At 48.4% G+C, this 25,370-nt stretch carries 23 protein-coding genes and 1 pseudogene; 1 reads left to right on the plus strand and 23 read right to left on the minus strand.

All coding sequences use genetic code 11. From position 1 onward, the window contains the following. Window positions 1-620 precede the first annotated feature (620 nt). Window positions 621-1,370 carry a hypothetical protein gene (locus WES_RS10025; protein ID WP_016158330.1) on the plus strand — a complete coding sequence of 250 codons (750 nt, stop codon included), beginning with the start codon at window positions 621-623 and terminating at the stop codon, window positions 1,368-1,370. 73 nt (window positions 1,371-1,443) lie between these two features. On the opposite strand, the gene WES_RS10020 is transcribed toward WES_RS10025, so the two are convergent. The 23 genes and pseudogenes from WES_RS10020 to WES_RS09910 all read right to left on the minus strand — a co-directional run bounded on the left by WES_RS10020 (window position 1,444) and on the right by WES_RS09910 (window position 25,368). Then, window positions 1,444-2,013 (minus strand): DUF4376 domain-containing protein, encoded by a 570-nt coding sequence (locus WES_RS10020; RefSeq protein ID WP_024195130.1) that lies wholly within the window; start codon window positions 2,011-2,013, stop codon window positions 1,444-1,446. Next, window positions 2,013-3,488, minus strand: a complete 1,476-nt coding sequence (locus WES_RS10015; RefSeq protein WP_024195131.1) for a prophage tail fiber N-terminal domain-containing protein — start codon at window positions 3,486-3,488, stop codon at window positions 2,013-2,015. Before WES_RS10015 ends, WES_RS10020 begins: the two co-directional genes overlap by 1 nt. 44 nt (window positions 3,489-3,532) lie before the next feature. Further along, a complete protein-coding gene (locus WES_RS10010; protein ID WP_016158333.1) occupies window positions 3,533-4,573 on the minus strand; it encodes a tail fiber domain-containing protein in 1,041 nt (346 codons plus the stop codon). A 9-nt stretch (window positions 4,574-4,582) separates the two neighbouring features. Next, on the minus strand, window positions 4,583-4,864 hold the full coding sequence (locus WES_RS10005) for a hypothetical protein (protein ID WP_016158334.1): 282 nt from the start codon (window positions 4,862-4,864) through the stop codon (window positions 4,583-4,585). A 2,029-nt stretch (window positions 4,865-6,893) separates the two neighbouring features. Continuing rightward, window positions 6,894-7,257: pseudogene (locus WES_RS24740) on the minus strand (prophage tail fiber N-terminal domain-containing protein); the annotation flags it as partial. A 60-nt stretch (window positions 7,258-7,317) separates the two neighbouring features. Beyond that, on the minus strand, window positions 7,318-10,731 hold the full coding sequence (locus WES_RS09995; protein WP_016235218.1) for a phage attachment tail tip protein J: 3,414 nt from the start codon (window positions 10,729-10,731) through the stop codon (window positions 7,318-7,320). Between the two features lie 60 nt (window positions 10,732-10,791). Next, window positions 10,792-11,340 (minus strand): tail assembly protein, encoded by a 549-nt coding sequence (locus WES_RS09990; protein ID WP_016235219.1) that lies wholly within the window; start codon window positions 11,338-11,340, stop codon window positions 10,792-10,794. Further along, the gene (locus WES_RS09985) at window positions 11,337-12,080 is read right to left on the minus strand and encodes a C40 family peptidase (protein ID WP_064732602.1); all 744 of its coding nucleotides are present in this window, start codon (window positions 12,078-12,080) and stop codon (window positions 11,337-11,339) included. The genes WES_RS09990 and WES_RS09985 overlap by 4 nt, the downstream gene beginning before the upstream one ends. 5 nt (window positions 12,081-12,085) lie before the next feature. Then, the gene (locus tag WES_RS09980; RefSeq protein WP_016158343.1) at window positions 12,086-12,784 is read right to left on the minus strand and encodes a phage minor tail protein L; all 699 of its coding nucleotides are present in this window, start codon (window positions 12,782-12,784) and stop codon (window positions 12,086-12,088) included. Further along, window positions 12,784-13,122, minus strand: a complete 339-nt coding sequence (locus WES_RS09975; RefSeq protein ID WP_000024051.1) for a phage tail protein — start codon at window positions 13,120-13,122, stop codon at window positions 12,784-12,786. The genes WES_RS09980 and WES_RS09975 overlap by 1 nt, the downstream gene beginning before the upstream one ends. Next, a complete protein-coding gene (locus WES_RS09970) occupies window positions 13,115-16,348 on the minus strand; it encodes a phage tail tape measure protein (RefSeq protein ID WP_016235220.1) in 3,234 nt (1,077 codons plus the stop codon). The genes WES_RS09975 and WES_RS09970 overlap by 8 nt, the downstream gene beginning before the upstream one ends. A gap of 68 nt (window positions 16,349-16,416) precedes the next feature. Next, complete coding sequence (locus WES_RS09965) at window positions 16,417-16,953, minus strand: Ail/Lom family outer membrane beta-barrel protein (protein WP_016158346.1); 537 nt, start codon at window positions 16,951-16,953, stop codon at window positions 16,417-16,419. A gap of 487 nt (window positions 16,954-17,440) precedes the next feature. Then, on the minus strand, window positions 17,441-17,800 hold the full coding sequence (locus WES_RS09960; RefSeq protein WP_122987292.1) for a hypothetical protein: 360 nt from the start codon (window positions 17,798-17,800) through the stop codon (window positions 17,441-17,443). Between the two features lie 150 nt (window positions 17,801-17,950). After that, the gene (locus WES_RS09955; protein ID WP_016158348.1) at window positions 17,951-18,913 is read right to left on the minus strand and encodes a phage tail tube protein; all 963 of its coding nucleotides are present in this window, start codon (window positions 18,911-18,913) and stop codon (window positions 17,951-17,953) included. 26 nt (window positions 18,914-18,939) lie between these two features. Further along, window positions 18,940-19,332 (minus strand): phage tail terminator-like protein, encoded by a 393-nt coding sequence (locus WES_RS09950; protein WP_016158349.1) that lies wholly within the window; start codon window positions 19,330-19,332, stop codon window positions 18,940-18,942. Further along, window positions 19,329-19,709, minus strand: coding sequence for a hypothetical protein (locus WES_RS09945; RefSeq protein WP_016158350.1), 381 nt, complete (start codon window positions 19,707-19,709; stop codon window positions 19,329-19,331). The genes WES_RS09950 and WES_RS09945 overlap by 4 nt, the downstream gene beginning before the upstream one ends. Beyond that, window positions 19,710-20,093, minus strand: coding sequence for a hypothetical protein (locus WES_RS09940; RefSeq protein ID WP_024195132.1), 384 nt, complete (start codon window positions 20,091-20,093; stop codon window positions 19,710-19,712). After that, a complete protein-coding gene (locus tag WES_RS09935; protein WP_016158352.1) occupies window positions 20,093-20,488 on the minus strand; it encodes a hypothetical protein in 396 nt (131 codons plus the stop codon). The genes WES_RS09940 and WES_RS09935 overlap by 1 nt, the downstream gene beginning before the upstream one ends. Window positions 20,489-20,491: 3 nt before the next feature. Beyond that, window positions 20,492-20,716 (minus strand): hypothetical protein, encoded by a 225-nt coding sequence (locus WES_RS09930; protein ID WP_016158353.1) that lies wholly within the window; start codon window positions 20,714-20,716, stop codon window positions 20,492-20,494. Window positions 20,717-20,758: 42 nt separating this feature from the next. Next, window positions 20,759-21,898, minus strand: a complete 1,140-nt coding sequence (locus tag WES_RS09925; protein ID WP_016158354.1) for a major capsid protein — start codon at window positions 21,896-21,898, stop codon at window positions 20,759-20,761. A 98-nt stretch (window positions 21,899-21,996) separates the two neighbouring features. Beyond that, window positions 21,997-22,761, minus strand: coding sequence for a DUF6651 domain-containing protein (locus WES_RS09920; protein ID WP_016158355.1), 765 nt, complete (start codon window positions 22,759-22,761; stop codon window positions 21,997-21,999). A 104-nt stretch (window positions 22,762-22,865) separates the two neighbouring features. Beyond that, window positions 22,866-23,978 carry a phage minor head protein gene (locus WES_RS09915; RefSeq protein WP_001317036.1) on the minus strand — a complete coding sequence of 371 codons (1,113 nt, stop codon included), beginning with the start codon at window positions 23,976-23,978 and terminating at the stop codon, window positions 22,866-22,868. Beyond that, complete coding sequence (locus tag WES_RS09910) at window positions 23,962-25,368, minus strand: DUF4055 domain-containing protein (protein ID WP_000763708.1); 1,407 nt, start codon at window positions 25,366-25,368, stop codon at window positions 23,962-23,964. The genes WES_RS09915 and WES_RS09910 overlap by 17 nt, the downstream gene beginning before the upstream one ends. Between the last annotated feature and the right edge of the window lie 2 nt (window positions 25,369-25,370).

Here is a 25,370-nt window from a genome sequence, read left to right on the forward strand (position 1 = left end):
GGTAAATTCACCTGTCAGACGCAGCATCAACCCAACGCCCGGTTTTTATTGCGCCTTTAGCTGAAATATCCCGTTTGTCAGTATGTTTGTTCGGAATTATTATGTTACCCCGTCTTGTGTAGCGACCTGTTAACCATGCTTGAGGCCTCGTTATCACTTGCTGAAGACGGGGCTTTTTTTGCTTAATCTGATCAGTACAGAGCCAAATCTATAGAGGAAATGATTTTTTCATTTTTCATAAGATTAGTTGGGGCTGGTAACAGCAACTCACAATTAACCACATCCCCCCCCCACTAAGAGCAAGTCCTGATTATTTGTTAATACATCCGGTTGAATGGATGATCAATTTTCTCAGTTCATCGTTTGTAAGCTACTGACAACAACCATTCGATGTGCCAATCAATCATTAAGCATTCACTTAAGTTCATGCATATGTGTAGCCTGCTGAACACATACAATTGTAAAAGTTCCATCTTTTTTTCTTATTTGCACTATAGACAAAAGTAATAATGGCATTCGTATTTTTTGAAATCGTTCACATTTTAATGTTTTGCTTTGTGTATTTTTATATTGACTGAATAAGTCATCTGCAATAGTTAGCAAGTAATAAGGAACTCATTATGAACACGCTCACCCTTAATGAAAAATGCCTGCTATCTGAATATGTACCGGTAACTCCTTATGCACCAGACATGAGCGCGCTACGCGATTCTGAAGCTTCTGTAAGTTACAGACTCAATGAAACAGGTAATATATTTTATTCATCTACAGAAACAAATTTAAGCAATGATGCAAGAGATTTGTTTGATAGTGTAACCGTGCTTTTTTCTGCAATGACAACTGCAATGGGACAAAAAGGGAAAGATTTATTCGATTACGATAGCTGGACACAAATAATACGTGGCTCTGGCTTTTTTGCAGAAATACAGAAGTTCACAAAGACCCTGGAAATTAAAAGTGGTTCTTTGAGTATTGACACGCAAGTCATTCAACAACTAATACCTGGCATCACAACAGGAAACTCGCTGGAAATAGCCAAGGGTGTGCTTGCTTCCATAAATGGTACGTTTAGTGCAGAAGACAGAAAAGAGACTGATAAAATTGGGCATGTTTTATTTTATTGCGAGGAAATTTTTGGTGCGCCAAATGTAACAGTTCGTTTGTTTTTTGCCAGTAAAGATACACATAAGAACATTACTTCTTCTCCATGTCACAAATCAGCCATATCATCATTTGAGCAAGTGCAAGAAGCAAATACCTTTTTATTTGTGGATACTGCAAGAATTGCAAAATATGCAAAATTGTTCAATGAACAACCGGAAGAATATACCAGTCTGGTTAACAAACTGGCATCACTAATAACATCTTGATTTTAGCTGGGGCGGCAGATGCCGCCCCAGCTATTCTTTTTTATTAAAAGTAATCTCGTTATTTTCCCTTTGTTTATTGGCTGCTAATCGTCATCTCTCTTATTGAACGTAAATCATCCAGGTCATTCAGCTCTTCCTTCATCTCACGCTGACGGCGGTAAATCTCGTCGTTGCGATCGACCTGCGCCCGGGCCATCGCAGCTGCCAGCTCCTGAAGCTGTACCATTGTCAGTGTGACAAGGTTATTTGCTGCATCCCCCCATCCCAGCGTTGACCGCGTACCTGCAACCTTTGCCGCCATTGCCACAGGCGCAATACGACTTATTGAGTCTGCACCACCATTCCAGGTACGACCGTTCCATTCGAATGTGAACGGCTGCGCTTCCTGTTCTGTTCGCCAGGCTTCGATTTCCCGTTTTTTTGCGTCCTTTGCCGCAGCGATAAGTTCTGGCGTGACAGTGAACGGGGCGATTTCGCCCCATTTGCCACTCTGCAGCTCCTGCCAGACTCGCTGGCCTGTTTCGGCTGTGTCTTCTGCGGTCGCCGTGTACGGAATGGCTTCTTCCATCCCTTCAAACAGAACATCGCAGTCAATTGCGCCGGATTCCAGGTAACGAGGGTTTTTAATCTCTTTAATCTGCATCATGTAGCCCTCACAAACAAAGAAACCAGCCCCCGATCATAAAACGTGACATCCGGGCCTCCTGATAAAGCGAAGTATGTGCCAGGCAGGGTATTCCCATAGACAAACGACCTGGCAGCGGCACTAAATCCTGTCGTGCGATACTCAGCTTCGAAGACCACCTGCCGAAGTCTTGAACCCTGCACAACTTGTGTACGAAGTAATGTAACATCACTGCTACCGCTATCAGGAAGGTACGCAGCAAGAACCAGGCTACCCGGTTGCGGAGCACGCTGTGATGTGGTGTCTCCTGCACATAACAGTTGTCTCAGTCTGTCGCGTGACCAGAATAACCGCGACCATGCTTCTGGAAGTCTCGCCGGAGACATTGATTTTGAAACCAGCACCTGATATTTAGCCGGGCCCTCACCAGCCTGGCCAGTGTATTCGGCATCGCCATGAAAGGTTATACACCGACCATCGCTTTCGGTGCTGTTAGTGTGCATTCCACTTCGTATTTCTATATCTACAAGCCCCCTGAAATAGGGTTGCCCCCCGTCATACGCAATGATGGGCTTATACGAACTACCAGACCCACCGTACTGCGTTACCGCATAACGCCCTGGTGTGACCTCAAATACCCATTTAAGAAATTCGGCGGGGCCATTTTGCGCGCTGAAATACACAACTTCCGACGAAGAGAATAAATGCCCGTATCCGAATGCACCGGGTATCGCCAGACGGTCTTTGGTACGGTCGTAAATTTCCGCCTGTGCATCCCTCACGGCTGCGCTTTTCAGCCCCAGATTGTTTCGGGATTCCTGCTGAGCATATCCCCCTTCTGCTGCAATTTCTGACAGGTGATTCGCCGTTTTCAGCGTTGCAGACAACGCAACATCAATATCATCTCTGGCCTGCTCTGCATCGGATGCGGCCTTTTTTGCCGCTTCGGCATCCTGCCTGACTTCTTCGGCAGTACCCTCAACCTGCGAGGCCAGCTGTTCAACGCGCTGTTTGCTGGCTGCTACAGTTTCTGCATTCTGCTGAACATTATCTGCCAGCGTTTCAACCTGCTCTTTTATCAGGGATGCTGCTTCAGCATGTTGCCCCACCTGCTGCTCGCTTTCCGCTGCAGCCTCGGCGCTCTGCTGCGCCTGTGCCACCATTTCCTCAAAGCGTTTCACCACATCCGGCTTCAGTTCGCCTTCATCGAGAGCGGTCAGAAAGTCGTTCAGCGTACCGGGGCATGAGTCGTCATATACAGCAATGTCACCGACACCATATTCACGCACATCGCACCAGTCCTGTTTTAAATAAACACTGTACTTTCCGGTTTCAATATTAAACGAATACTCACCAGCTTCATTAGTTAGTATATCAAACGATGTTTTCTGTAATACGGAATGCGTGTTTATTTTCGATTTTATTATTATATGACAATGAGGCATCGGGCGCCCAGAACCATCCAATAATTCACCAGATATTAAAACTGACACTTTATACTCCAGAATACTATAGCGGGACACCCGGCCCCTTAATACTATTTAGACGCAAGCGCCGCCTCAATTGCAGATAATCTTTGTTTTAATTCTGCATTTTCTTCTTCCAGTGCTGTTATTCTGTCATCTGACTCTCTGGCTACCTGAACAAGCAAACCAGTGACACCAGAATAATCTACTGTGTAATACCGTTCACCTTCTTCGCCTTCAGATCCGCTACCACCGTCCTGATACTTCATCATAGTTCCTACGGCTTCGGGGATGGCTTCCAGGGCTTCTTGTGCAATAACACCAGCATAAGGCATACCGTTTTCTTTAAGCGTGTATGTATAGCCGTTCATTTTACGGATGCGGTCGATTGCATTATCGATCACCTGAATGTTGTCTTTCAGATCCCGGTCTGAGCCTTGATTAAATGCACTTGCATTGCACGCACCGTTAACCGTCAATTCGTAGGTATTGCTGGTAGTTTTCTGTGCATAAAACATATACAGAGCACCATCTACACCAACTTCATAAACAACCGGACGGCCAGAGTTGCCCCATAGTCGCGTTGTTACGCCAGCGTGAGCGGTTCCCTGTGTGTTTAATGTCATGGTCGACCCATGATTAGCATATTTTATCTGTAAGGAGTCGGTGTAATCAAATTTAATAAGAGCATTACTTCCCCGCACACCATACGACATGAGACAGTTCCCCATCTTAAGGTAACCATCACTGCCTGGAAAAATTAATGTTCCGCCGTAAAGATCGCTAAAATCCCAGAAGATACCTTTTGTTCCGTTGTGTGTGACAATCCTTGTCATTGTATCTTTAGTGCCGTCAATATTTTTTCTGGTGTACATCTCACTATAAGCGTTTTCGGTTTCTCCTGTCTTATTTGACAAGTGCATCTTACCGCTAAATATAGTTCCAGTTGTCGGCAATGACTTTTGATCATAGATTACATTGCAATAACTATTCCATGTTGTTTTATTGTCTACATATGATTTTGTTGCATAGCTTCCTTGATCAGTTTTTAGTTTACTAACATCGGATTTTAGCGTTTTGATATCATCAGGAATTACTGTCGATGTAGCCATTTTTCTTCCTCACATCCAGCCACGAAGTTGATGCTCAACAGCAACCGCGTATTCATCGAATAATGACGATATTTGCGAATCATTAATGATGCGCACGTTTACAAAATATCCGTCTTCCTTAACACATACCGGTTCGCCATCTTCATTCAGTTCTCCGGTTTCTTTGTACACGTTACCTATCACGTCAATAAGAATATCATCCTGCATCGACTCGTCATCATAATAGCCAATGCTCTCCATAAAGGCCGAAAAGTCGGCCCTGTCTGCAAATTTGAGTGTTAAATCTTTCATTTAATACTCTCCCCCATTTGCGCATCAGTTAATTCTTTATGCCAGAGACGAAGATTTCTCAAATGGCCGAATAGATGACGAGTTCCCGATGTGGCTTGACCTCCAATTCGAATAAAGGTCCGTGTTTTTACGCCCGTCCACTCCGTTTTCATAGTTTTAGTAGCCTCACCGTTAGAAACTACTCGTTTAGTACCATCAGAATAAATATTAAAACCACCAATAAATTTTCGAACATCAGTTCGACCAGCAAACACACTAGAAACGTAAGTACTTGTCGACGCTTTATAAGTTTGCATATAAAGCTGACCGTAATATTTCTCAGTTGTGTTAAAAGCGTATGTAATTGACTCAACAGGTGGCACACCAGAAAAATCAAAAATACGCGGTGCTACATTAGGAGGAATATCGCCCCAATTTCTATTAACCTCGACCAGACACGTAAGCGGTCTATTATAGATATTATTTTCAGTTGGGATCGTCACCATATCACTAGAGCGGGTTGCGGGTGCAGTTGTCGTAATAATAAAAGATGAAGCACATCCGCCGTTTTCAAATTGTGGTGTTGCGAGGTAAATATAATCTCCCGCTTCAGTTACACCACCTTTTTTCGGCGCATACTGAATCATTGCGCCAATTAAGGTTTCACCTTCAACAGCTTCTATAGTTGCCTCATAGAAAATCCACCCTGTAACCGGATCTTTACTTGCAGTAGCTGCTATTCTATTGGCTGCTCCGCCAGTTTTTTCTATTATCAGAGTTCCGAAAGTTAAATAAGCATCTCCTAAAAATGTATAAACCGACCCATCGTATTTTTCAAAACGCAAACGACAACGAAGACCATCAGGAGCTTTAACCCTGCATGAAACAGTGCAATACTTATTATCGCCACTAACATCAATCCCCCGGGATGCACTGCATGTATGCAGACTAAGTGCAGATGATTGTCCTGTCATATTATCTTTTGTTCGCATTTTGGCATATGAAAAACCAAATTCATCAACACCATTATTAGTTTTATCGATATTGCTGGTACTCGTCCATTCAGCGGGAGTATTGGATTTAACAAAATAGTTAGTGCGCTGTCCTTCAATCAATAAACCTTCTTTTTCAAATCGTGGCTCATCAATTTTAGCAACACTAAATACGCCTGATTTATTGATATATGTGGCAGTTGATGCGCGTTTAAACTTAACAACCTTGTCGCTAGGCATCGTTATTTCATCATCACCAATAACAATCTTTTTATATGATGGCGAAAAGCCCGTAATCATATCCAGCGAATCGTTAAACGGTATCCACACATCAGGCAGCGGCTGCAATACTTGTTTATACGGCTCCGCAGCCTGGCTTGCATACTCTCTGGCTGCGTCTTCACTTGCTTTTGCAGCCGTCTGGCTTGCAGCGGATGCTTTCGCTGAGTTCGCAGCCGCTGTTTCGCTTGCCTTTGCGTTGGTTTCACTGGTTTTTGCAGCTTTTTGACTGTTGGCAGATGCAGTGGCAGAAGCAGCCGCCGCACTTGCAGAACCAGCTGCGGCACTTTCGCTTTCGGCTGCTGCGTTCAGGCTGTTTTTCGCCGCAGTTTCACTGGCTTTGGCATTCGTTTCGCTGGTCTTTGCTGCCGTCTGGCTGGACTTTGCGTTAGTTTCGCTCGTCTTCGCAGCTTTCTGGCTGTTAGCCGCAGCAGTTGCTGATCCAGCTGCTGAAGTCGCAGAACCGGCTGCCGCGCTCTCGCTTTCGGCTGCTGCGTTCTGGCTGTTTTTCGCCGCAGTTTCACTGGCTTTGGCATTCGTTTCGCTGGTTTTCGCTGCCGTCTGGCTGGACTTTGCGTTGGTTTCGCTCGTCTTTGCGGCTGTCTCGCTGTTTTTCGCGTTGGTTTCTGATTTTTTGGCTGCTGTCGCGGAGTTTGCCGATGCAGTCTGTGAGGCCGCTGCCGCCTGTGCGCTGTTAGCTGCATTCGTTTCTGAGGTTTTCGCCGCGTTCTTCGATGATGCCGCTGCAGTTTCGGATTTCTTTGCCGCCGCTGCGCTCTGAGAGGCGGCTTCGGCGTTGCGTGCCGCTTCTTCCACCATTTCCTCAAAACGACGCAGTGCCTCCGGCATGACATCATCTTCCGTCATGGCACCGAGAAAATCATTCAGCGTACCTGGTCTGGAACCTTCATAGACGGTAATGGTCCCGGCATGTGAAGGCGGAAAACCTTCAACCAGCAGGGTGACGCTGTACTGGCCATACTCAACATCCATGCTGTAACGTCCGGCTTCATCCGGATTTTCAGAAGCCACCGTGTTCACCAGTACCGTGGTGCTGTTACGCTTTGCCTTCAGTTGAATAGTGCAGTTCTGTATTGGTTTTCCCGCACCATCTTTCAGCACACCTGAAATCTGTACTGCCATACTCACTCCACAAATAAAAAAGGCGCCATTTCTGGCGCCCGTATTGGGGTTATAAATATTTCAACGGATACTGATACCGGAAGCAGCTTTTTTGGTCACAATCACCGTACAGTCTGTGATGTTACCTGCGCCCTGATTGCCTTTCTGGAAAATCTTAAACTCCAGAGTGACGCTACCACCACCACTCGGCATATCAATAACCGCACTGTAACTACCGGGAATGGCCCCTTTAGTTTCTCTGGATGCGATTAATACGCCGTTTTTGCGAACTTCAAAACCATAACCCGTGTATCGCGTACCTCCCGGGTTATTACCGCTCCCCGGATCGTCATACGCCATACCGTTAAAAATAATGGGCGGAATAATGATTTGGCGGTCAAAGTTATGATCATCGTAAATGGTGACTGTAACCGTCCCGCCTGGTGTTTCCGTGTTACCCCACGTACCAGCCTTTTTCGGAAATGATTTGGATACAGTTTTAACGAAGTCACCTCTGACCTGGTTCGCCTCCAGCATGCCCTTAATCGTACAGTTTTCATTTACCGTGACGTTGTTGAGCGTCCCGGAGTTCGCATTCACGTTACCGCTGATATCGGCATTTTTCGCCGTCAACCGCCCGTCCGATGTCAGGGAAAATACCGGCGGATTGCCGCCGCTGGTAATGGTTGGCGCCGTCAGATACTTCAGGAACACTTCGTTCATGAATATCTGGTTGCCCTGCGCCACAAACATCGGCGTTTCATTCCCGTTTGCCGGGTCAATAAACGCGATACGGTTAGCGGCAACCAGGAACTGGCTCAGTTTGCCTTCCTCCGTATCCTCCATGCTGAGGCCAAGCCCCGCGACATAATGCCTGCCGTCTTCGGTCTGCTCAATTTTGACGCCCCACATGGCATTCCATTTATCGTTGGCGTCCTTCCACTCTTTCGAAAACTCCTCCAGTTTGCTGGCGTTATCCTCCGTCAGCTCGACTTTTTCCAGCAGCTCCTTGCCGAGATGGGATTCGGTTATCTGGCCTTTGAAAAAATCCAGGTAACCTTCCGCATCATCGCTCGCCCGACCGACAGCCTCCACGAATGCCGATTTGCCAACAGTGTTCACACTGCGAACGTAAAAATAATAATCATGGCCCGGCTTAATATTGATACTGGCGGCTATCCAGTACAGCGCCGTGCCAAGATAGCGGGCTGTGGTTTCAACCTGCCTGATATCGGTAATCCGCTTTTCCGAGAACCAGAACTCAAACTGTACCGTCGGATCATAAACCGCAAGATGCGGCGTGGCGGTTATCTGAAAATAGCCCGGCGTCAGCTCAATCCGCGACGGTGCTGCCGGTGCGGCAATCCGGAACGATACCGACGCCGGATCGCCCTGCTGTCCCCACGCATTTACCGCCCGGACTGTCAGCCTGTAGTTCCCCAGCGCCAGTTGCGTGAAGCGGTATGTGGTTTCCGTCGTCCGGGCCGTGCTGACCAGCCGCTCACTGCCGTCATCCGCTGCCACGGTCAGGCGAAGCATAAAGCTCACCCCCTTCACCACCTTCGGCGTGTCCCAGCGCGCCAGCACCTGGTATTCCCCGCTGTCTGCGGTGACTTCTGCGGTCAGGTGCTGCACTGCTGGCGGCGTGACACCATTCACCGTGCCGCTCTGGTCGCCGTCAAAGTGCGCCCCGTTATCCACGATGGCTTCTTTCTCCGGTACATGCTGCACGGCAGTGATGGCATACGTACCGTCATCGTTCTCACGGATACTCACACAGCGGAACAGGCGCTGGCGCAGCGTCGGCAGCTTCAGCCCCCACACGCTGTACTCGGCAACGCCGTCAGGAACCCGGCTCACTTTCACCTTCACGCCGTCGGTGACGGACTGGACCTCCACGCTGACCGGATTCCCCTGTCCGTCAACCAGGCTTATCAGCGTGGTGCCGGAGGATGGCAGCGTGATTTCACGGTCGAGCGTCAGTGTCCGCGTCTGGCTGTTCACCGCCAGCACGCGCCCGCCGATGCTGATCCCCGCATAGTCATCATCACAGATTTCAATGACATCACCCGGTACATGGCGAAGCCCTTCGGCACCCACGCTGAAGTCCACGGTCTGCGTTTCCAGCAGTTCCGTTTTAATCAGCCACAGCCCGGCGCGGTGTGCCTGCCCCCGGCTGGTACAGCCAAAGGCATCCATCTTCGTGACGTTACGACCGTAACGGGCAATGGCCTGCGAGTCCTCCACAAGCTCTGTCGCCGTCTCCCAGCCGTTATCCGGGTCAATCCAGTTCACCTCAACGGCATTATGGCGGTCCTTCAGGGCGCTGAAGCTGTAGCGGAACGGCGCGCCATCATCCGGCATCACCACATTACTGCGGTTATAGGTCCACACCTTATCCGACGGTCGGTCCTGCACGAACGTCAGCGTCTGCCCGTTCCATACCGGCATACAGCGCATCGCCGAGCAGAAATCACTGAGAACATCCCACGCCTTGCGCTGTGTGGTCAGGTAAGCGTTACAGGTGATGCGCGGCTCCGTGCCACCAAAGCCATCCGGCACTGACTGATCGCAATACTGGCCGATGACATACAACGCCCATTTATCCACATCCGCCGCACCAAGACGTTTCCCCATGCCGTAGCGCGGGTGGGTCAGCATATCCCACAGACACCAGGCCATATTGTCGCTGTATGCTGGCTTAAACGTTCCGTCCCAGATACCGCTGTATTGCCGCGTCTGCGGGTTATAGTTCGACGGCACCTGCAGAATGCGCCCGCGAAGATGATAATTACGGCTCACCTGCTGGCTGCCGAACTGCTCCGAATCCACCTGCACGCCGACCAGTGCCGTGTTCGGGTAGCACTGTTTCACATCGATGATTTCGGTGTATGACGACCAGAGCGTTTTGTTCTGCAGCTGGTCTGTGGTGCTGTCCGGCGTCATCCTGCGCATCCGGATATTGAACGGGCGCGGCGGCAGGTTATCCACCACCACCGAGGCCAGATACTGCGAGGTGGTTTTGCCCTTAATGGTGATGTCTTTTTCCGTCACCCAGCCACCGTTACGCTGTATCTGAACCAGCAGGCGGACTTCCGACGGATTCCGGTCCCCCTTTGAAGTGGTTTCCACCAGTGCCTGCACACCGAAGGTAAAGCGCAGACGGTCGATATTTGCAGACGTGATAGTCCGGGTGATCGGCGTGTCGTATTTCACTTCCGTACCCAGTACCGTCTCGGAACCTGATGATTCAAATCCCCCCGGCGGTGTCTGTTCCTGCTCACCTGCCCGGAACACCACCGTGACACCGGAGATATTGGTATTTCCCTCACTGTCCAGCACTGGCGTGCTGTTCAGCAGCACGCTTTTTAATCCATCCACCGGACCTTCAACCGGCCCTTCGCTGATGGCATCGATCACACTCAGCAACTGCGTTGATTTGAGATTATCCTTCGCTTCGCGCGGGGTATGCCCCTTACTGCTGCCTTTACCCATTTCTCAGACCCCATAAACGACAAAACCGCCCGGAGGCGGTTTCACATAAAACATTTTGCATCAGCGACCAATCACCACAACCTGACCACCATCCCCTTCATCTGCCGTGCTGATCTCCTGAGATACCACACGTGACCCCACGCGCATTTCACCGTACAGAACGGGCAGAACATTACCCTGGGCAACCATGTTATCCAGAGAGGAGAAATAGGTGTTCTGCTTACCGTTATCCGTCGTCTGTGTGCGGGGAGTTCTGGGTTTAGGAGCCAGCATCTGGGCCACACCGCCAAGGATCATACTGGCCCCCGCACTATACATTCCTGTAATTGCTGTCGCTCCCAGCCAACCTGCGGGGTTCCACCACGCCACCGCAATCAGCGCAGCCCCCAGCACCGCCTGAAACACGCCGCCACTTTTGGCACCGGTCAGACGCGGTACGATGTGGATCACGGCACCATTTGCCAGCGGCTCATTAAGACGGGCTGATAATTCCGTTTCACCTGCATCGCGCCCGGCAATGCGTACCTGATACCAGCCGTCACTCAGTTTCTGGCGAAACGACGGAAGCTGTGTAGCCAGCGCCCGGATGGCTTCAGCCCCCGTTTTCACACGAAGGTCGATGCGGCGGCCAAATCGTTGTAAATCCCCGTAAAGGCAGATGCGTGCCATGCCCGGTGACGCCAGAGGGAGTGTGTGCGTCGCTGCCATTTGTCGGTATACCTCTCTCGTTTGCTCAGTTGTTCAGGAATATGGTGCAGCAGTTCACCGTCACCACAGTAAATGGCGGCATGATTCGGCACCGATGAACCAAAACAGCACAGCAGCACATCGCCCGGCTGCGCCGCTGACAACGGCACCTGATACAGTCCTGTAGCCTCCAGATTATCCAGATAGAGATTCTGACCGTGACGCCACCAGTCATCCTCACGATGAAAATCCGGCATCTCAATCCCCGCCAGATGGTAAGCATCCCGGAACAGCGTGTAACAGTCCGTCACCCCGTGCTCAAAGCGCCGCCCGGTGAGATGTGGCACACAGCGGAATTTATGAATCGTCCCCCGGCAGACCAGCCACCACGGCAAATCACTCTGCACCTGCAGCCGCCTGTCGGCCTCACTCAGCCAGGGCAGACCACCGGGGTGGCTGTGGACCAGCGCCACAATCTCACCGTGCATCTCTGTCTGCAGCCAGTCCTCCGGAGCCATCCGGAAATAATCCTCCGGCTCACCGGAGACATTCACGCAGGGAAAATATCTTTCCCCCTCCGGCGTTCTCACCACGAAGCCGCACGACTCCGCTGGCGCACATCGCCGGGCGTGCGCCAGAATCGCTGATTCAGTCTCTGTCATGGGATTTACTGCGAAAGTTTGTTAATGGAAAGGAAGCCGCCAAAGTTGCCGACGTTATTGCGAAACTTACAGCCACTCAGGCATTTGCTGCATTTATCCTTCGTGATATCGGACGTCGGCTGGTCATATTCATCCGCGACAGCCGGACCGTGATAACCGCATTCATCACCGCGATAAGTCCAGGTGCAGGTGTTGGCCAGCATGATGCGGCCCGGGAAAACGGCACCATCCGTTTCAGTCGGAGTAGACAGCACAAAGGCCGCGCTAACCGCGTTCAGTTCGCTGCACTGCTCGATGCGCCAGCGGCTGATCACCTCCTGCTCCGGATCGGCTTCGCTGTTTCCGTTGATGAAGTTCACCGCATCCAGAAAACGGGCGTAGACCTTACGCCGGACCACTGTTCCGCCGACCAGACTCTGTAAATCCTCCACCATCCCGGTGACCATGCCGTGCAGGTTAGATACTTTCAGTGTTGGCCTTGCACTGGCACCTTTGCCGTTCATCTCAAATCCACTCCCCTGAATGGGATAGGCCTGATACTGCCGACTCTGCCAGGTGACAGACTCACCTTTTTCATTCTGCTCATTGCAGAAAAAGTAGCGATCCCCGCCTACCTCTGTCAGGTCGATTTCCCAGAGCACCACGCTGGCCGACTGCTCCGCCCGAATGCATTCATTCAGTGTTTCCTGTTGTATGTCCTGCATCAGATCACCACTTCGTCAAACTGACACGAAAAATCGGTATAGGTGATATGTTCTGTCGCTGACCACGTTCGACACACCACTCTGATTTTTCTGTTAATACCCGGCGGGCGCCAAAAAAAAGATTTATAGCCTTCATGCCGGGCTAAAAATTTTTCAAATGAATCACGTTCATTCGCCTCAACTTTGAAATCACAGGTGAAAACGCGCAGAGAATGATTAAGTCCATTTGGGCTTCGTTGCTCATAACCATCGCCAAATCTTACAGTTTTTATCGATGGTTTATTTTCTGTTTTCATTCCATCCTCTGGTAACCAGTGAAATTCTTCCGTATTAGCCACTTAACATTCCCCCATCACGTCGCATATTTAACAGAGTGCCCTGCACCCGCTGATCAACCATCCCCATAAGTGCTTTTATTGCCTGAGGGCCAATCTCTCCATTCTGGCCGTCATTTTGAATAGTGATTTGGTATACAGGGGCATAGGTAATATCTCCGCCTCCATTACCACTTTTACTATTAATAGCTCTGACACCAAGAGAACCATCGGAAGTTCGTGTTAATGGCATAATGGCTTCCGGTCCAGCCTCACCAAAAACACCCGCCCCTTTTGCAAAAGCAAAAAATTGCGGGGAATCATAAATACCGTTCGAATACGTGCTCAATGACGGAGACTCATAAACACCGCCCTTTGCATTCGGAATAAATTTACTAATAGCACTCCCGATAGTTCCTAAAATCCCCCCAGAAGAACTGTTACTAATGCTGTCGAAAATCCCAGTAATTGAAGCCTTTAATGCTATTCGACTAAGATCCGAAATCACGGAAGTAGCGAAAGAACGAAAATTTGCCTTGCCTGTCGTGACAAAATCACCCAGCGCATCGGTCATCCCATCAAACATTTGAGTCGTGGTTGATTTTATCTGCTCACTGATATCCTTAGTGTCATCCAGCCAGTTATTGAATCCCTGGGAGGCACCACTAACCCAGTCTCCTGCCTGAATATCGACCTGCTCGTTTTTCTGTCTGACAATTTCTTTTTCTCGTTCCAGAGCATCATTCAGAGCCTGCATTTTCTCCTGAAAAACATGATCTGACATTCCACGGGATTTATCTGCATAGTCACGTTCAAGTTGCAGACGCTGGTTGTTATATTCACGTTCAATCCGCAGTAATTCCTGCTGACGTTGCTGATTTTTATCGCCAAGCCCATAACCAGCAATCTGAATATCATACCCCTGCTGACGATTATCAATCGAAGCCTGCAATGAATCACGCCATGCGGCTATTTCGGCTGATTCCTTGATTAGCCTGTTATTTTTTTCAATCGCAACATTTTTCTCCATCAACGCGGTTATTTCTTCCCGGTGTAAGAGAAGCGATTTCTGATCCTGGGTTAATTTCGATGACGGTCGTGACTCCAGGTCGGCAATCTGCTGACGCCACTTAACCAGTTCCTGTTCAGAGGAACTTAATTTAACGGCCAATTCAGCTTGTGAACTTAGTAGCGCATTCTGTTGATTCAGATGATCAATCATTCGTTGGGCAGCATCATCCGAATAACCTTTCGCCTTTGGTAGCTTTGGATCTTTATAACGCTCATTTATTTGAGCGACAAGATTATTATATTCTTCCTTTGAATACTGACTCTTTAGCTTTTCCAGTTTTGCAAGTTCACTGGCTCTCTGCTGCTCCCGGGTCTGATATTGTTTTGAAAAGGCATCTGCTTTCTGTCTGAGTTCAATTCCTTCCTGTTGTCGCTTGTTGTAATCGGTTATTGATGAATTTAGTACGTCCTGAGCAATTTTTTCTGCTTGAAGTACGCCCAATTGCTGCTTTAATCGTGCCAGCCTTTTATTTTGAGCGCCGCCATCCCCAATGCCACCTAACCCGAAAGCTCCGGGTCGGGTATTTTTTTCTATTTCATCAATTTGATGGAGAACATCTGAGATTTTTTGATCAAGGGAGGCATCACGACCAATATCCAGCATGGAATCCCATGCCCATTTTGCGGAGTCAGCGACAGCTTTCCATGCAGTCTCAAGATAACCAAGATTTTCTTTAATCTGGTTGGTGCGCTGGATCATTGAGGATGAGTATGCTTCTGTCGCAATGCGGGCGGCCTCCTGCTGGTTCCCTTCATCCTGTAGCGCCTTAATCTGGTTATAAGTCGCCAGTGTCAGAAAATGGTACTGATCATTAAGTTTTGATATGGCACTGACAGGATCCTTTGCAATTTCATTGAAATCATTAACCAGTTGATCGGTCGATATTCCAGTTAATTCGCTTGTTTTTACTATCGCTGTCGTCACCTGCTCCAGCGAACGGCTCGCTACCTTTCCCGAACGCACAAGCTGGTTTAATACTGCCGCCGCAGCACCAGTTGTCGAATCAGCCGCATCCCCGGCACGTTGAGCTATATCCGCCAATTGCCCGCTGGTTGTCCCCAACTGATTTCCGGTAAGAATAAGAGATTTATTAAATTCGTCCTGCTCCTGAGAGCCTTTATAGTAAGCCAGCCCCAGGACGCCAACGGCTGCTGCGGCCAGGGTAAAAGGATTAATTAATCCCAGCACATAAGAACCAACACCTTTGATCGCCGGGCCAATCCCACCGAACATATCTTTTAGCTGGCCGCCCTGCTGCATTAACACCATAAATGGCGACTGACCAGTGGACAACCCAACAACAATATCCGTCATTTGTGCAGGCAACATGCGCATAGCAAAAGCCGTTTGTTTTGCCGACATTCCGGTTTTGCTTAGTTGCGATTGAGTAGCCTCAAGCTCACTCCGCATAGCACGAAGTTTTCCTGAAAGCTCCTCATACATTTCAGGAGAAAGCATCCCCTTGGCTTTTGCTTCGCTGAGTTGCTTTTGCTGCTCTGTCAGGCGGTTAAAAGCTGTTCCGACAGGATCGAGTTGAGCAATCAGACGTTGCAAAGCAGCAACTTGTTCATCATGCGCTTTTACTGCTTCTCGTTCTGCCTGAGCCTCTCCTGTTAGCTCTCGCCGCGTTTCCTGTATTTTTCGACTGTAATTATCAAACTGAGAGCCATTTATTTTCCCGGATGAAAGTGCAGCATTAAGTTCATCCTGCTGTTGATCAAGATTTCTTAGCGCCGCTGCCAGAGGGTCGATCTTGTCCAGCATTCTTTGAAAGGCTTGGGCCTGCGCTTCCTGCTGGGCGGCAGCAAGTTTTCCGGCCTTCTCGGCTTCTCTCTGCGCTTGCGCAACCCCGCTCAATTCCTCTGTGGTTTCATTAAGTTTACGGGCAAGAAATTCATATTCTTCTTTATCAATAAGTCCTTTATCGAAATATTTCTTTAATTCAGAATAGCGTCGACCGACAGTATCAATTGCGGCACCAACTGGATCAATAGCTGCTTTTAATTTTGCGAGCGCGTTCTTCTCATCTTCTGTTGCCTTAGTCACTTTCCCTGCGCTATTTGCAGCAGTTTCCCCGGCCTGCGTCATTTTGACTAATGAGGAGGTCAGATTGTCAGCATTATTTTTCGCTCCAGTGCTATCAATAATTATTGCGAGACGTGAAGTTTGCTCTGTCATTTAGTTACTCCGGCAAATAAAAAGCCCCGCTTGGTAAGCGGGGCCAGACAACAGAGGGAAGGGAATTATCAGAAGCGATAACCAATACCTGTCATCCAGGTGCCAACTTTCACATCGCCCAATTTGGTGTACTCATAGGATGCGTCAACTACCCAATTGGGTACAGGATTAAACTGAATACCAGCACCATATACAACCGAAGTCTTGCTTGAAGAGTCAGAGTATCCCAGAATCGTCGCTTCAGCACGTCCATGCGCTAAACCTATTAAGCCATATGCACTGAGGTAATCATTGAAACGATAGGCTGGACCGGCAGCTAGTGAATAGTAATCCAGATCTCCATTTCCAATTTTAGAGCCTGCAAAATAATAATCGTATTTTTGATTTGTGTACGTAAATGAAGATGCAATGCCCCATTTATCATCCAGCTCATAGCGATACTTAATATTTACCCCTGCTGGATTCTCATCAAGGCTTTCTCCACCGGCTTTAACATGACTTTGTGCATAACCAGCAGAAATAGTATTCTGCATCAATTCAGCATTTGCAATGCCAGTTGCAAACAAGGCTGAAGCGATAATGGTAGTCAACACTGCTTTTTTCATAAAATTACCTTCATTTTACAAATCATTGTTATAACAGCCAGAATTAATCTGGCCGGCAGCATTAAAATACCCAACATATTCGAGAGTCAACTATCAATTTCGCATCAAACTATATACACACACATTGGAATTTAGATAATTTCTAAAAAAGTAGAAAATTAATTAACCAATATCCCATCAAAAGTTTTGGATTACGAAACATACTGGTCATCCAGTGCAAAGATCACTGCTTCAAATTCATCACTATCTATCAATATTGGGTGTGCTTTTAAATAGTCGTGTATGTCAGATATTGACAAAGGCAGCGGAACCCCGGACATGCCTGCATAACGCCTGGAACGAGACATTACTGAATACGCATACAATAACTCACGGACAACGGGGTCTATTTCTGGCTCCGGGAGCGGCGGCAACCTGAGTTTTTCTCGCTTCCATCTTGCCTTTTCACCCTTTTCTCCCCCGAACTCCGATAACCACCGCTGGGCGGCTATGGCTTTTTTATCGTATCCTGCTTCTGCTGCTCTTTAGCCTGGGCGATGCTGGCTGCTTCTGCAAGGATCTGCCAGTACAACTCTGGATTCTGCTTAAGCAGCGCGATCCCTCGTTCTGGCGTATATTCCAGTGCAACCTCAACACCATCAACCAGTTCACCAACCCCTTTCCAGTCTTTCAGCAGATAACGAGCAGCATTATCAATGAGTAAATCATCAACAGAATCCACCTCGGAAACCTTTGCAATATCAAACTCCTTCGTTCCGACGTGCAAGCTGGCATCCATTTTCTCAATGTGGCGACGGATTAATGCATTACGGGAGCGATACTGATCGTTATCGCTGCTTGCCACCAACAGTTTTACCCCGTCTACAGGTTTTAAGTCCTTCATTGGGGTAAACCAGCGTTCTCCACCGATGATAATTTTCTGATTAAGAATAAACATCCATAACCTCATTCAATGCGCCCCCCTGTAGTGCAGTACCACAGGGGGAATAACGGAAAATCAACTAATCGCCTCAGCACTGGCTTTTGCGATCACGGCAGCCGGGGAGGCTTTTTTTCTGATTATCGTAGGTGCTTCATCTGCTGCGGTAATGCTCAATTGAACCTGGATAATGTCGGTATTACCCCCATCAGGCCATTCACCTGACACCTGAACCTTCGGGAAACTGAAAGTGTATGCCCCCTCTCCATTCGAAAGCGTGAAGCTGAACGGAACTGTTTCTCCAGTCAGTGTTTTACTCCAGATTTCCCACGCAGCTTTAGACCATGAAAGCGTCACCGTACCGGACGGTGTAAAAGTAGTCGGAATATTTGCTCCTGCATAAGGCGAGCCAGTGCCGATACAACGCTGTGTCTGGAGTTTGTTATCGAACTGAATATCAAAACTGTCGATACAAAAACCGTTACCTCCGGCAACACCATTCAGGCTTACTGCTGAAACCTCCTTAAACGAATAACGTAGCTTTCCTGCACTATCCACAGGTTCGCCTTTGATAAAATTCGTATCATCGGCCTTTGATTCCCAGTCCAGTCCGGCAAAGGTTACGGTCGCCGTAATATCGCCGTCGTTAGGGATCTGCATTTTCCATGAGCCAACCTGCGCTCCTCTGACAACAGAGGCAATTCCGACATCGGACGCATAGGTCGCCAGAGAAAATGTTATTCGCTCATTCCCCATTGTCAGAGAATCACCTGACCATTCCGCGCCGAAACAGGATGCAAGAAAATCATCATGTTGACCCCAGCGAAATTTGGTACCAACATCACCGCCAACATCCACAGTGCCAGGCGTCGCCCCCTGAGCCATCCGGGAGCCGCCAATCTCATTATTTTCGCCTTTATTCTGGGTGGGTTTTACTCCCCAGCTTGTGCGTTTTAATAAACTCCAGTCACCACTTGCTGGTGTGGTGCCTGCAACTGTCTCCCGGATAAATGCCGAGATAACCTTTGCACCTGAACTCACAGGAGCCTCCTATGTCATTAATTGCGCTAGAGCGCGCGATATGGAATTTGAAGATTAAGCTGGAACCAGCCATTCTTTTCGCCAACGGTTATTGAGGAAACAGCCTGGTAACTGAGACGATCGTCATCCTGAAACTCAAACAGTTCCCGCAATTTATCGGCTGTCTCAGTAATGAGTTTTGAACCAGAACCTGCGGGGACAAATAACTGAATAATGATTATCCCCGTGCGATAAACAACCGGCCCCGCGCCAATTTCATTAACTCCAGCCTGCCCGGGAATATTACTTAAACGCGCCCAGATTAACTTACCGGAAGGATCGAACGTTGGCCCGTTCGGATACAATACGTCTTTTCCATCAATAACCGTCTGTGCCGTCATTCTGGAAATGACCGTATTTCTGATTTCAGTAAACGTCATTTGTAAGCCTGTAAAACACCATTAAAAGCGTTGGCATACACGCCAGTTGGCGCTTGTTGTGAATGACCGTTTTCAAGAGCCTCTGCATAAGGAAGGTTATTCTGGATATAAATAATTCCGTAATTTGCAGCTTTCGAAATAACCCCGATCCCACGCTGAACCGCAATCGTACCGTTCGGATCCACGTTATCAGATATACCAAAATCGGGATGCTGTAACGACACCATGTTGTTATTTCTGAAACGCCCGGTATCAACCGGAGCAGCAATATCAATAGCAGTAAGAATCTGAATAGCGATGTAGCGAATTTTCAGCCCCACATCTTCCTCAATCATCCCGGCAAATATTGACGGTTCGATATCCCATGCCTTTGCCATTTACGATCTCCTTAACTGGATTGAGTAAACTGATGCGGAAGGATCTACACTCGCTGTAATTACCTCGTATCGTTGCAACTGCCTTGATACAGAATCATAAATCTCAATAATATGGCCGACAGCAGGTTTATCCGTAACCTCGCATATCAGAGCAGTTAATTTAAGGTCACCATGCAAAATATTAATCCCATCAATTCTGCCCAGCTTATAACGCGTCAACACGCCTCGCCCGGTATAGGTTGCTGTGGATTCGCCGCCAGTTTCAGTCACAGGATTCCAGTTCCGGTGTGTAACGTAAGAACCAGAAAAATCACTCACGGCGTCTGCTAAATCCTCATCAAAAGCAGCGGCAACCTCTGACTGAATCTCTTCACGAAGCCCCATCATCCCCCCCTCACAACCCTGACTTGTGAGCGACTAAGTCCGTACGGTTTCAGCAGTGCTATCGCAAGCTGTAAATCGGGTTCAAGCAATGCAGTGCTGTTTGCTGGCAATTCAGCAAATGATTTCGATACACTGACCCCGTCAGCCGACACGGCTTTACTGATAACAACGCCAGAATCATTTTTCTGCTGAAACAACTTACCGACAGAGGCAATTCTGGCTGCATATGCTCCCGCAAGTTTTACCTCTTCCGGAATACGGGATGGGTTTATTTTCAGGCTGAAGCCATTAAGCCAGGCATTAGCCATTAAAACAGCTTTATTTTTAGCGTTCTCACTCGTCCAGGCGTTCCCAAACGCATTATCAACGTCATCACAGGTCACGTAAGTGATCATGTGTTACTCCTGAGTTTTCCAGCCCAGAGCCTTCCAGTTGTCAACTTCATCAGGATGAACATTAGCGATAGTTGGTGCGCCGGGAAACATCTGATAATCGGTCACCATAACCACTAACTCAATTTGCGTTTTTTGTGGCTCATGAATTTGCTCCACATTCTGCTCCACCACTGCATTTTTTTGCGCGGCTTCACGCTGTGCTCTTTGCTCTTTAGTTAATCCGGCCATATACCCTCCATTAAAAATGGGGCCGAAGCCCCGTTTGGATGTTTAACCAAGAATCAGACAACCATGTGCCGGTTTCACTGACGAAACACCCCATGCCAGTCCAACTTCATAGCGCACCTGGCGATACTGACGATACAGTGCAATCTGGAACGTAATCCCTGAAATCGGGTCCGTAACATTCATTACATCATCAGCATTATCGCCACCTTCCGGCATTGCCGGAGTACGGGATGCCAGCAGAAACGCGTTGCGATCAAACGCCATATTTGCAGTAAAGGAGCCAACAACTGTGATTGCAGTATCATCAGCCAGATCCTGACGCAGTCCCGGCGCTGCAAGAGTAATCAGATTGCTGGTAGCTGCTGCCACAACATACTGATTCGGATCGCCAGCGAACGTAACAATCTGACCTGCAGAAATACTCCCCGAACCAGTATCAATGGAAATAAGAACATCGCCTTCTTTTTTCTCGCCATTCACGAGATAACCAGTTGCAGCAACCTTTGGCGCTCGTTTTACACCTGCCGAACTGTGAATATTGAATCCCTCCAGACGCCCCAACACGCCCTCACGCAGTAGCTGTTCAGTGCCGGATTCATTCACTTTAAACAATACAGACTGTTTTCCGCGCAAATTAGCAATGGCAGCGGAACCAAGCACCATCTGCAGATCTGTTGTCGGTGCGCCGTTATCCTCCAGAACCTGACGAGCCAGAGCAGCATCAGAAAGATCATCTTTAACACCAAATGGCGTTGTCCCTGCGGTTCCCACGGCGCGGGAAGCACCGAAATACAACGCACCAAGATCAGCCTCAACCTCGTTTGCAAGGGCGCGAAAAGCCTGCTTGAACTGATCAGCCAGAATGGTGTTGTAAGTCCCTGAAGGGCCAAGAGCCAGTTGTTCTTCACCATTCCATTTAACCGGCGCCATTTTGGATTTAGTAATTTTTACATCAACAGTGCCAATATTTTGATCACCGGTATTCGGAGCTGACGGCCCCGGTACGATATCTTCGGTTTTCGCCTCAGGCGCAACTGGCGCGGTTACCGTCTGATCTTTTGCTGCGGCGTCAGCTTTTGCGTTTTTTGCTACCGCAGGGATAAAACCCACCTGCTCACGGGATACAACATCCAGGGCGGTGTAAATAGTCGGGATCAACCCGGTCAGGGTATTTCCAGCCATAATTAAATATTCCTTAAAAATTTGCGTAATTGTGAATGGATTGAGTAGTGAGCTATCCAGCCCTGACACCAGCTCCCATCCGGAAGCTGGCAAATGTATTAATCAACGATTGTGATACCGTCTTTCAGTGCGTTTTGCTTACCTGCAACATCCAGTGCATCAAAAGCAGAGCGTTTCATCGTTTTCTGACCAATATCATGCTGTGTTGGACGGGAACCGCCGCCATTGTTGCCACTGGCTTTCAGGATGTAGTCTTTCTGAGGGTAATTTTCAACGAGGAACTCCAGCGCCTCATCAAACTGCGCCAGTTCTCCTGGCTTCGCGCGGGAATAAATTTTGTTGCCGGAAGCGTCATAAGCAACGATCTTCCCTTCTTCCACTTTGAATGCCTGTCCGAAGCGGGCTTGTAATAAATCTGCCGGGATCGCAATTTTATCGGCAATATATTTTGAACCCGCAAAACTACCGCCAATCATAGAATCGTAAAGCTGCTTCTCCAGCATCTGAGAGCGTTGCTTTTCTTCATCTAATTGCTGCTGAAAATTTTTCGTAATTTCTGCCTTAACCTGGTCAACCTGTCCCGCATCGATCAGCTTTTTCTGGTCGATTTTTGACAGCATTTCCAGTGCCTCAATCGCCTTCTTCGGGTCTTCGAAAGCGGCAAACTTAGCCAGTTTTTCCTCTGCAGCTTCTTTAGCCAGGCGATGATTTTTTGCCTCGCCATTAAGCTCTGTAATTTTTTTTATCGCCAGCGGTGCATCGAAGCCGATTTCTTTACCATCGTCGTGCACATAAACTGGCAGGCCAGCAGTATCAATTTCTGCGTATTGTTTTCCGTTAATCTCGACCGTTTTCAGTTTCATATTAGTACCTGGTTTAAGTCTTCCGACAGTTACGCTGCTCACCATCCGGATCGCAGCAATAAAAAAGGCCACCCGAAGGTAGCCTGTTGTAATAAATGATTTATTTAAATCCCTGCTTTTCTGAATACCTGTGCATCACGCTCACGGAGTTGCTTCAGCGTCAGCCATTCGCCTTTATCGGTGTAAAATTCATCTGGCGACATACCGCCATCCCGAATCAGCTTTGCCCGGGTTTCCCCCACAATCTGTTTTTGTCTGGTGTAAGGCTGACGCAAAAACCATTCCCTGTAGGTTGTATCTCCGGCCACCACGCCATCCATGCTGGCCCGCTCAGCCGGGGAAATATCACGAACATCAATACCCAGTTCCTTCGCTGATTTCAGAATGAACGTTTCCGTTGAGCGGCAGCAGAAATGAATTTTTCCCGGCCCATGCAAATAAGGCACACTGTGACCTACAGGTTTATTATCCAGCGTATATTTGAGGCGATCCCTGATTCGACATTGTGGCGTAGTACGATTATCAAGCGTTGATAACCATTGCTTACCCTTAATCAAATCATTATTCGCGCTGGCAAAACTCTCACGGGCAGTAGCAGCAAGATGTCCAACCGCTGTTTTTGCAATGCTGGCCGCATTAGCCCGGCTCATCTGCAATGCACCATCCTGAAATCCCTTGCTGACATGTCCCCGAATTTTTCTTGCGATCTGCTCATTGGTATCCCCCAGCAAAAAACCCTGACGCACCGTATTTGTTATGCGTCTGAGCCGATCCGCCTCAAGATCCAAGGCCCACTCACTGAGCAGTCGTCCCTGGAATGGTCGCGCCATTGCAGCGGCGTAAAGTGCATCAGAAGATATACCAACCAGAGGGTGAACATCAGCAACAAAATCAGGTAGCAGAGAATCAAACAGACTTAACTGATAACCAGCCTCATAAATTGCCAGCTCGTTCAGCTCTCCGGAGAGACTGGTAAACATGCTGTTAATAGCAGCGCGGTTAACCTCTCTGACACTCGCCAGAAGTGACTCCAGGCGCGTAACGGTAAAACTACCAGGATCGAGGCTGTCCAGTGCTACCAGCAGGCGAGCTGTAAGCTCCGCATCGCTGTCATTCAGTATTTTCACCATTCTGGCAGCCACACCAGTGCTATAGCGGGATATCCAGACTGCATGAGCAATTGATTCATCACGCAGCCGTTCATTCACGGTTTGCATCATTGATTTCCATCAACATTACACTCTGATTTTTTAATTCATCGATCACATCCTCTGGACGGGAATCCTGATCGATAAATTTCAACGCCTGCAAAACCCGAACCGCATCAATCTGACGTATATCACCGCCCTGACGCAATGACTGAACAGCCAGCGCGGAGGATGAGTCAAACACCTGGGCAGATACATCCAGTTCAGTGCGCACATCCACATTGCCACCGCAACTCTCTCCGCTCCATTCCGCCATTATCTGGAGAATATTATCGAGGGCATCTTCGAGGGAGTTCGCCATTGTATAAAGCGGCGAGTGTTCCTGCATCCGCTCTTCATTAGTCTGATCAACAGATTTGGTGGATGTATTTTCAGCCCGCAGAAGTTTAGCGCCGGCATGACGCATCTGATTTTCCAGCTTCTCAAGTGATGTTTCGCCAGATTCTATCGCTGCGCCACTATGTTCAACATATTCGAGGCCATTTTTTGTTCTGTCCTCAAAAATCGTAGCGGTGGATGCACCAACCGTCAGTTCTTCATTCCTGTCCAGCCCGTAGGCCACCAGCAATGGAACGCGGGCAACATGAAGAATATTGTCCTGCTCGCTCTGGCTTTGCCAGTGCTTGATATTCAGCAAGCCAAGATTAAGCAATGGCGGTGTACCACGCATAAACCCTGTTTTCTTCGTATACAGTGTTACCAGAGGAATATCATCACGGCTGGTATTCCATGACTCATGAAGCATCCAGACAGATTCGCCATTAGTACCTTCGCTGCGTCGATAAATTTCTACTCGACGGGGCATAATATGGCGGATCTGCTCCACCTTCTTCTGCCCGAAATCATCACCATCAATAATGATGACCTCTTTTATACGCAAATCAGTGAGAACAACTTTCCCTTTTTCAACTTTCGATTTCCATCCAATAACCTGGCGTGGATTCAGCATCGTAACGTACGGGCGACCACCGGCCGCGTTTTCATCGGCTTTTGTCCGAATCTCGTTCATATCCGTTCGTGGATAGTCCACCAGCGCATGTGCCACACCATACTGAAATGCGAGACTGAAAAATTGCTGCGCCCACACATCCAGTCGGCTCCCCTCCATGTCGATATTTTCTGCATATTCCCTGATTTTTTCCGGCGTTTCCTCACTCAATACTGTCGGCTCTGCAAATATGCGCCCAATATTTTGTTTGATGCTTTCTTCATACACAGGAAGTAGCGTAGCCACAGACAGGCGTTTTTTATAAGCGTCTTCATCTTCATTAGGCCATTTGGGGAGATAATTTTCCCCCTGCCTGCGCATTTCAAGCGTACCGCCCATCAATGCGTCGTTAATATCCCACGCCTCCAGCATATCGTTATAGTCGAGGTTGGGTGTTGATATATCAGCCATAA

It is taken from the genome of Escherichia sp. KTE31 (assembly GCF_000407925.1).
GTDB classification, from domain to species: Bacteria; Pseudomonadota; Gammaproteobacteria; order Enterobacterales; family Enterobacteriaceae; genus Escherichia; species Escherichia ruysiae.

Bases quoted from the DNA above. Each gene is read 5' to 3' on its own strand.
- WES_RS09985 (WP_064732602.1), bottom strand. From the start codon at position 12,080: ATGACAGAGACTGAATCAGCGATTCTGGCGCACGCCCGGCGATGTGCG.
- WES_RS09950 (WP_016158349.1), bottom strand. From the start codon at position 19,332: ATGACGTTTACTGAAATCAGAAATACGGTCATTTCCAGAATGACGGCA.
- WES_RS09945 (WP_016158350.1), bottom strand. From the start codon at position 19,709: ATGGCAAAGGCATGGGATATCGAACCGTCAATATTTGCCGGGATGATT.
- WES_RS09940 (WP_024195132.1), bottom strand. From the start codon at position 20,093: ATGGGGCTTCGTGAAGAGATTCAGTCAGAGGTTGCCGCTGCTTTTGAT.
- WES_RS10005 (WP_016158334.1), bottom strand. From the start codon at position 4,864: ATGAAAGATTTAACACTCAAATTTGCAGACAGGGCCGACTTTTCGGCC.
- WES_RS10020 (WP_024195130.1), bottom strand. From the start codon at position 2,013: ATGCAGATTAAAGAGATTAAAAACCCTCGTTACCTGGAATCCGGCGCA.
- WES_RS09935 (WP_016158352.1), bottom strand. From the start codon at position 20,488: ATGATCACTTACGTGACCTGTGATGACGTTGATAATGCGTTTGGGAAC.
- WES_RS09995 (WP_016235218.1), bottom strand. From the start codon at position 10,731: ATGGGTAAAGGCAGCAGTAAGGGGCATACCCCGCGCGAAGCGAAGGAT.
- WES_RS10010 (WP_016158333.1), bottom strand. From the start codon at position 4,573: ATGGCTACATCGACAGTAATTCCTGATGATATCAAAACGCTAAAATCC.
- WES_RS09970 (WP_016235220.1), bottom strand. From the start codon at position 16,348: ATGACAGAGCAAACTTCACGTCTCGCAATAATTATTGATAGCACTGGA.
- WES_RS09980 (WP_016158343.1), bottom strand. From the start codon at position 12,784: ATGCAGGACATACAACAGGAAACACTGAATGAATGCATTCGGGCGGAG.
- WES_RS09925 (WP_016158354.1), bottom strand. From the start codon at position 21,898: ATGGCTGGAAATACCCTGACCGGGTTGATCCCGACTATTTACACCGCC.
- WES_RS09915 (WP_001317036.1), bottom strand. From the start codon at position 23,978: ATGCAAACCGTGAATGAACGGCTGCGTGATGAATCAATTGCTCATGCA.
- WES_RS10025 (WP_016158330.1), top strand. From the start codon at position 621: ATGAACACGCTCACCCTTAATGAAAAATGCCTGCTATCTGAATATGTA.
- WES_RS09920 (WP_016158355.1), bottom strand. From the start codon at position 22,761: ATGAAACTGAAAACGGTCGAGATTAACGGAAAACAATACGCAGAAATT.
- WES_RS09965 (WP_016158346.1), bottom strand. From the start codon at position 16,953: ATGAAAAAAGCAGTGTTGACTACCATTATCGCTTCAGCCTTGTTTGCA.
- WES_RS09910 (WP_000763708.1), bottom strand. From the start codon at position 25,368: ATGGCTGATATATCAACACCCAACCTCGACTATAACGATATGCTGGAG.
- WES_RS09930 (WP_016158353.1), bottom strand. From the start codon at position 20,716: ATGGCCGGATTAACTAAAGAGCAAAGAGCACAGCGTGAAGCCGCGCAA.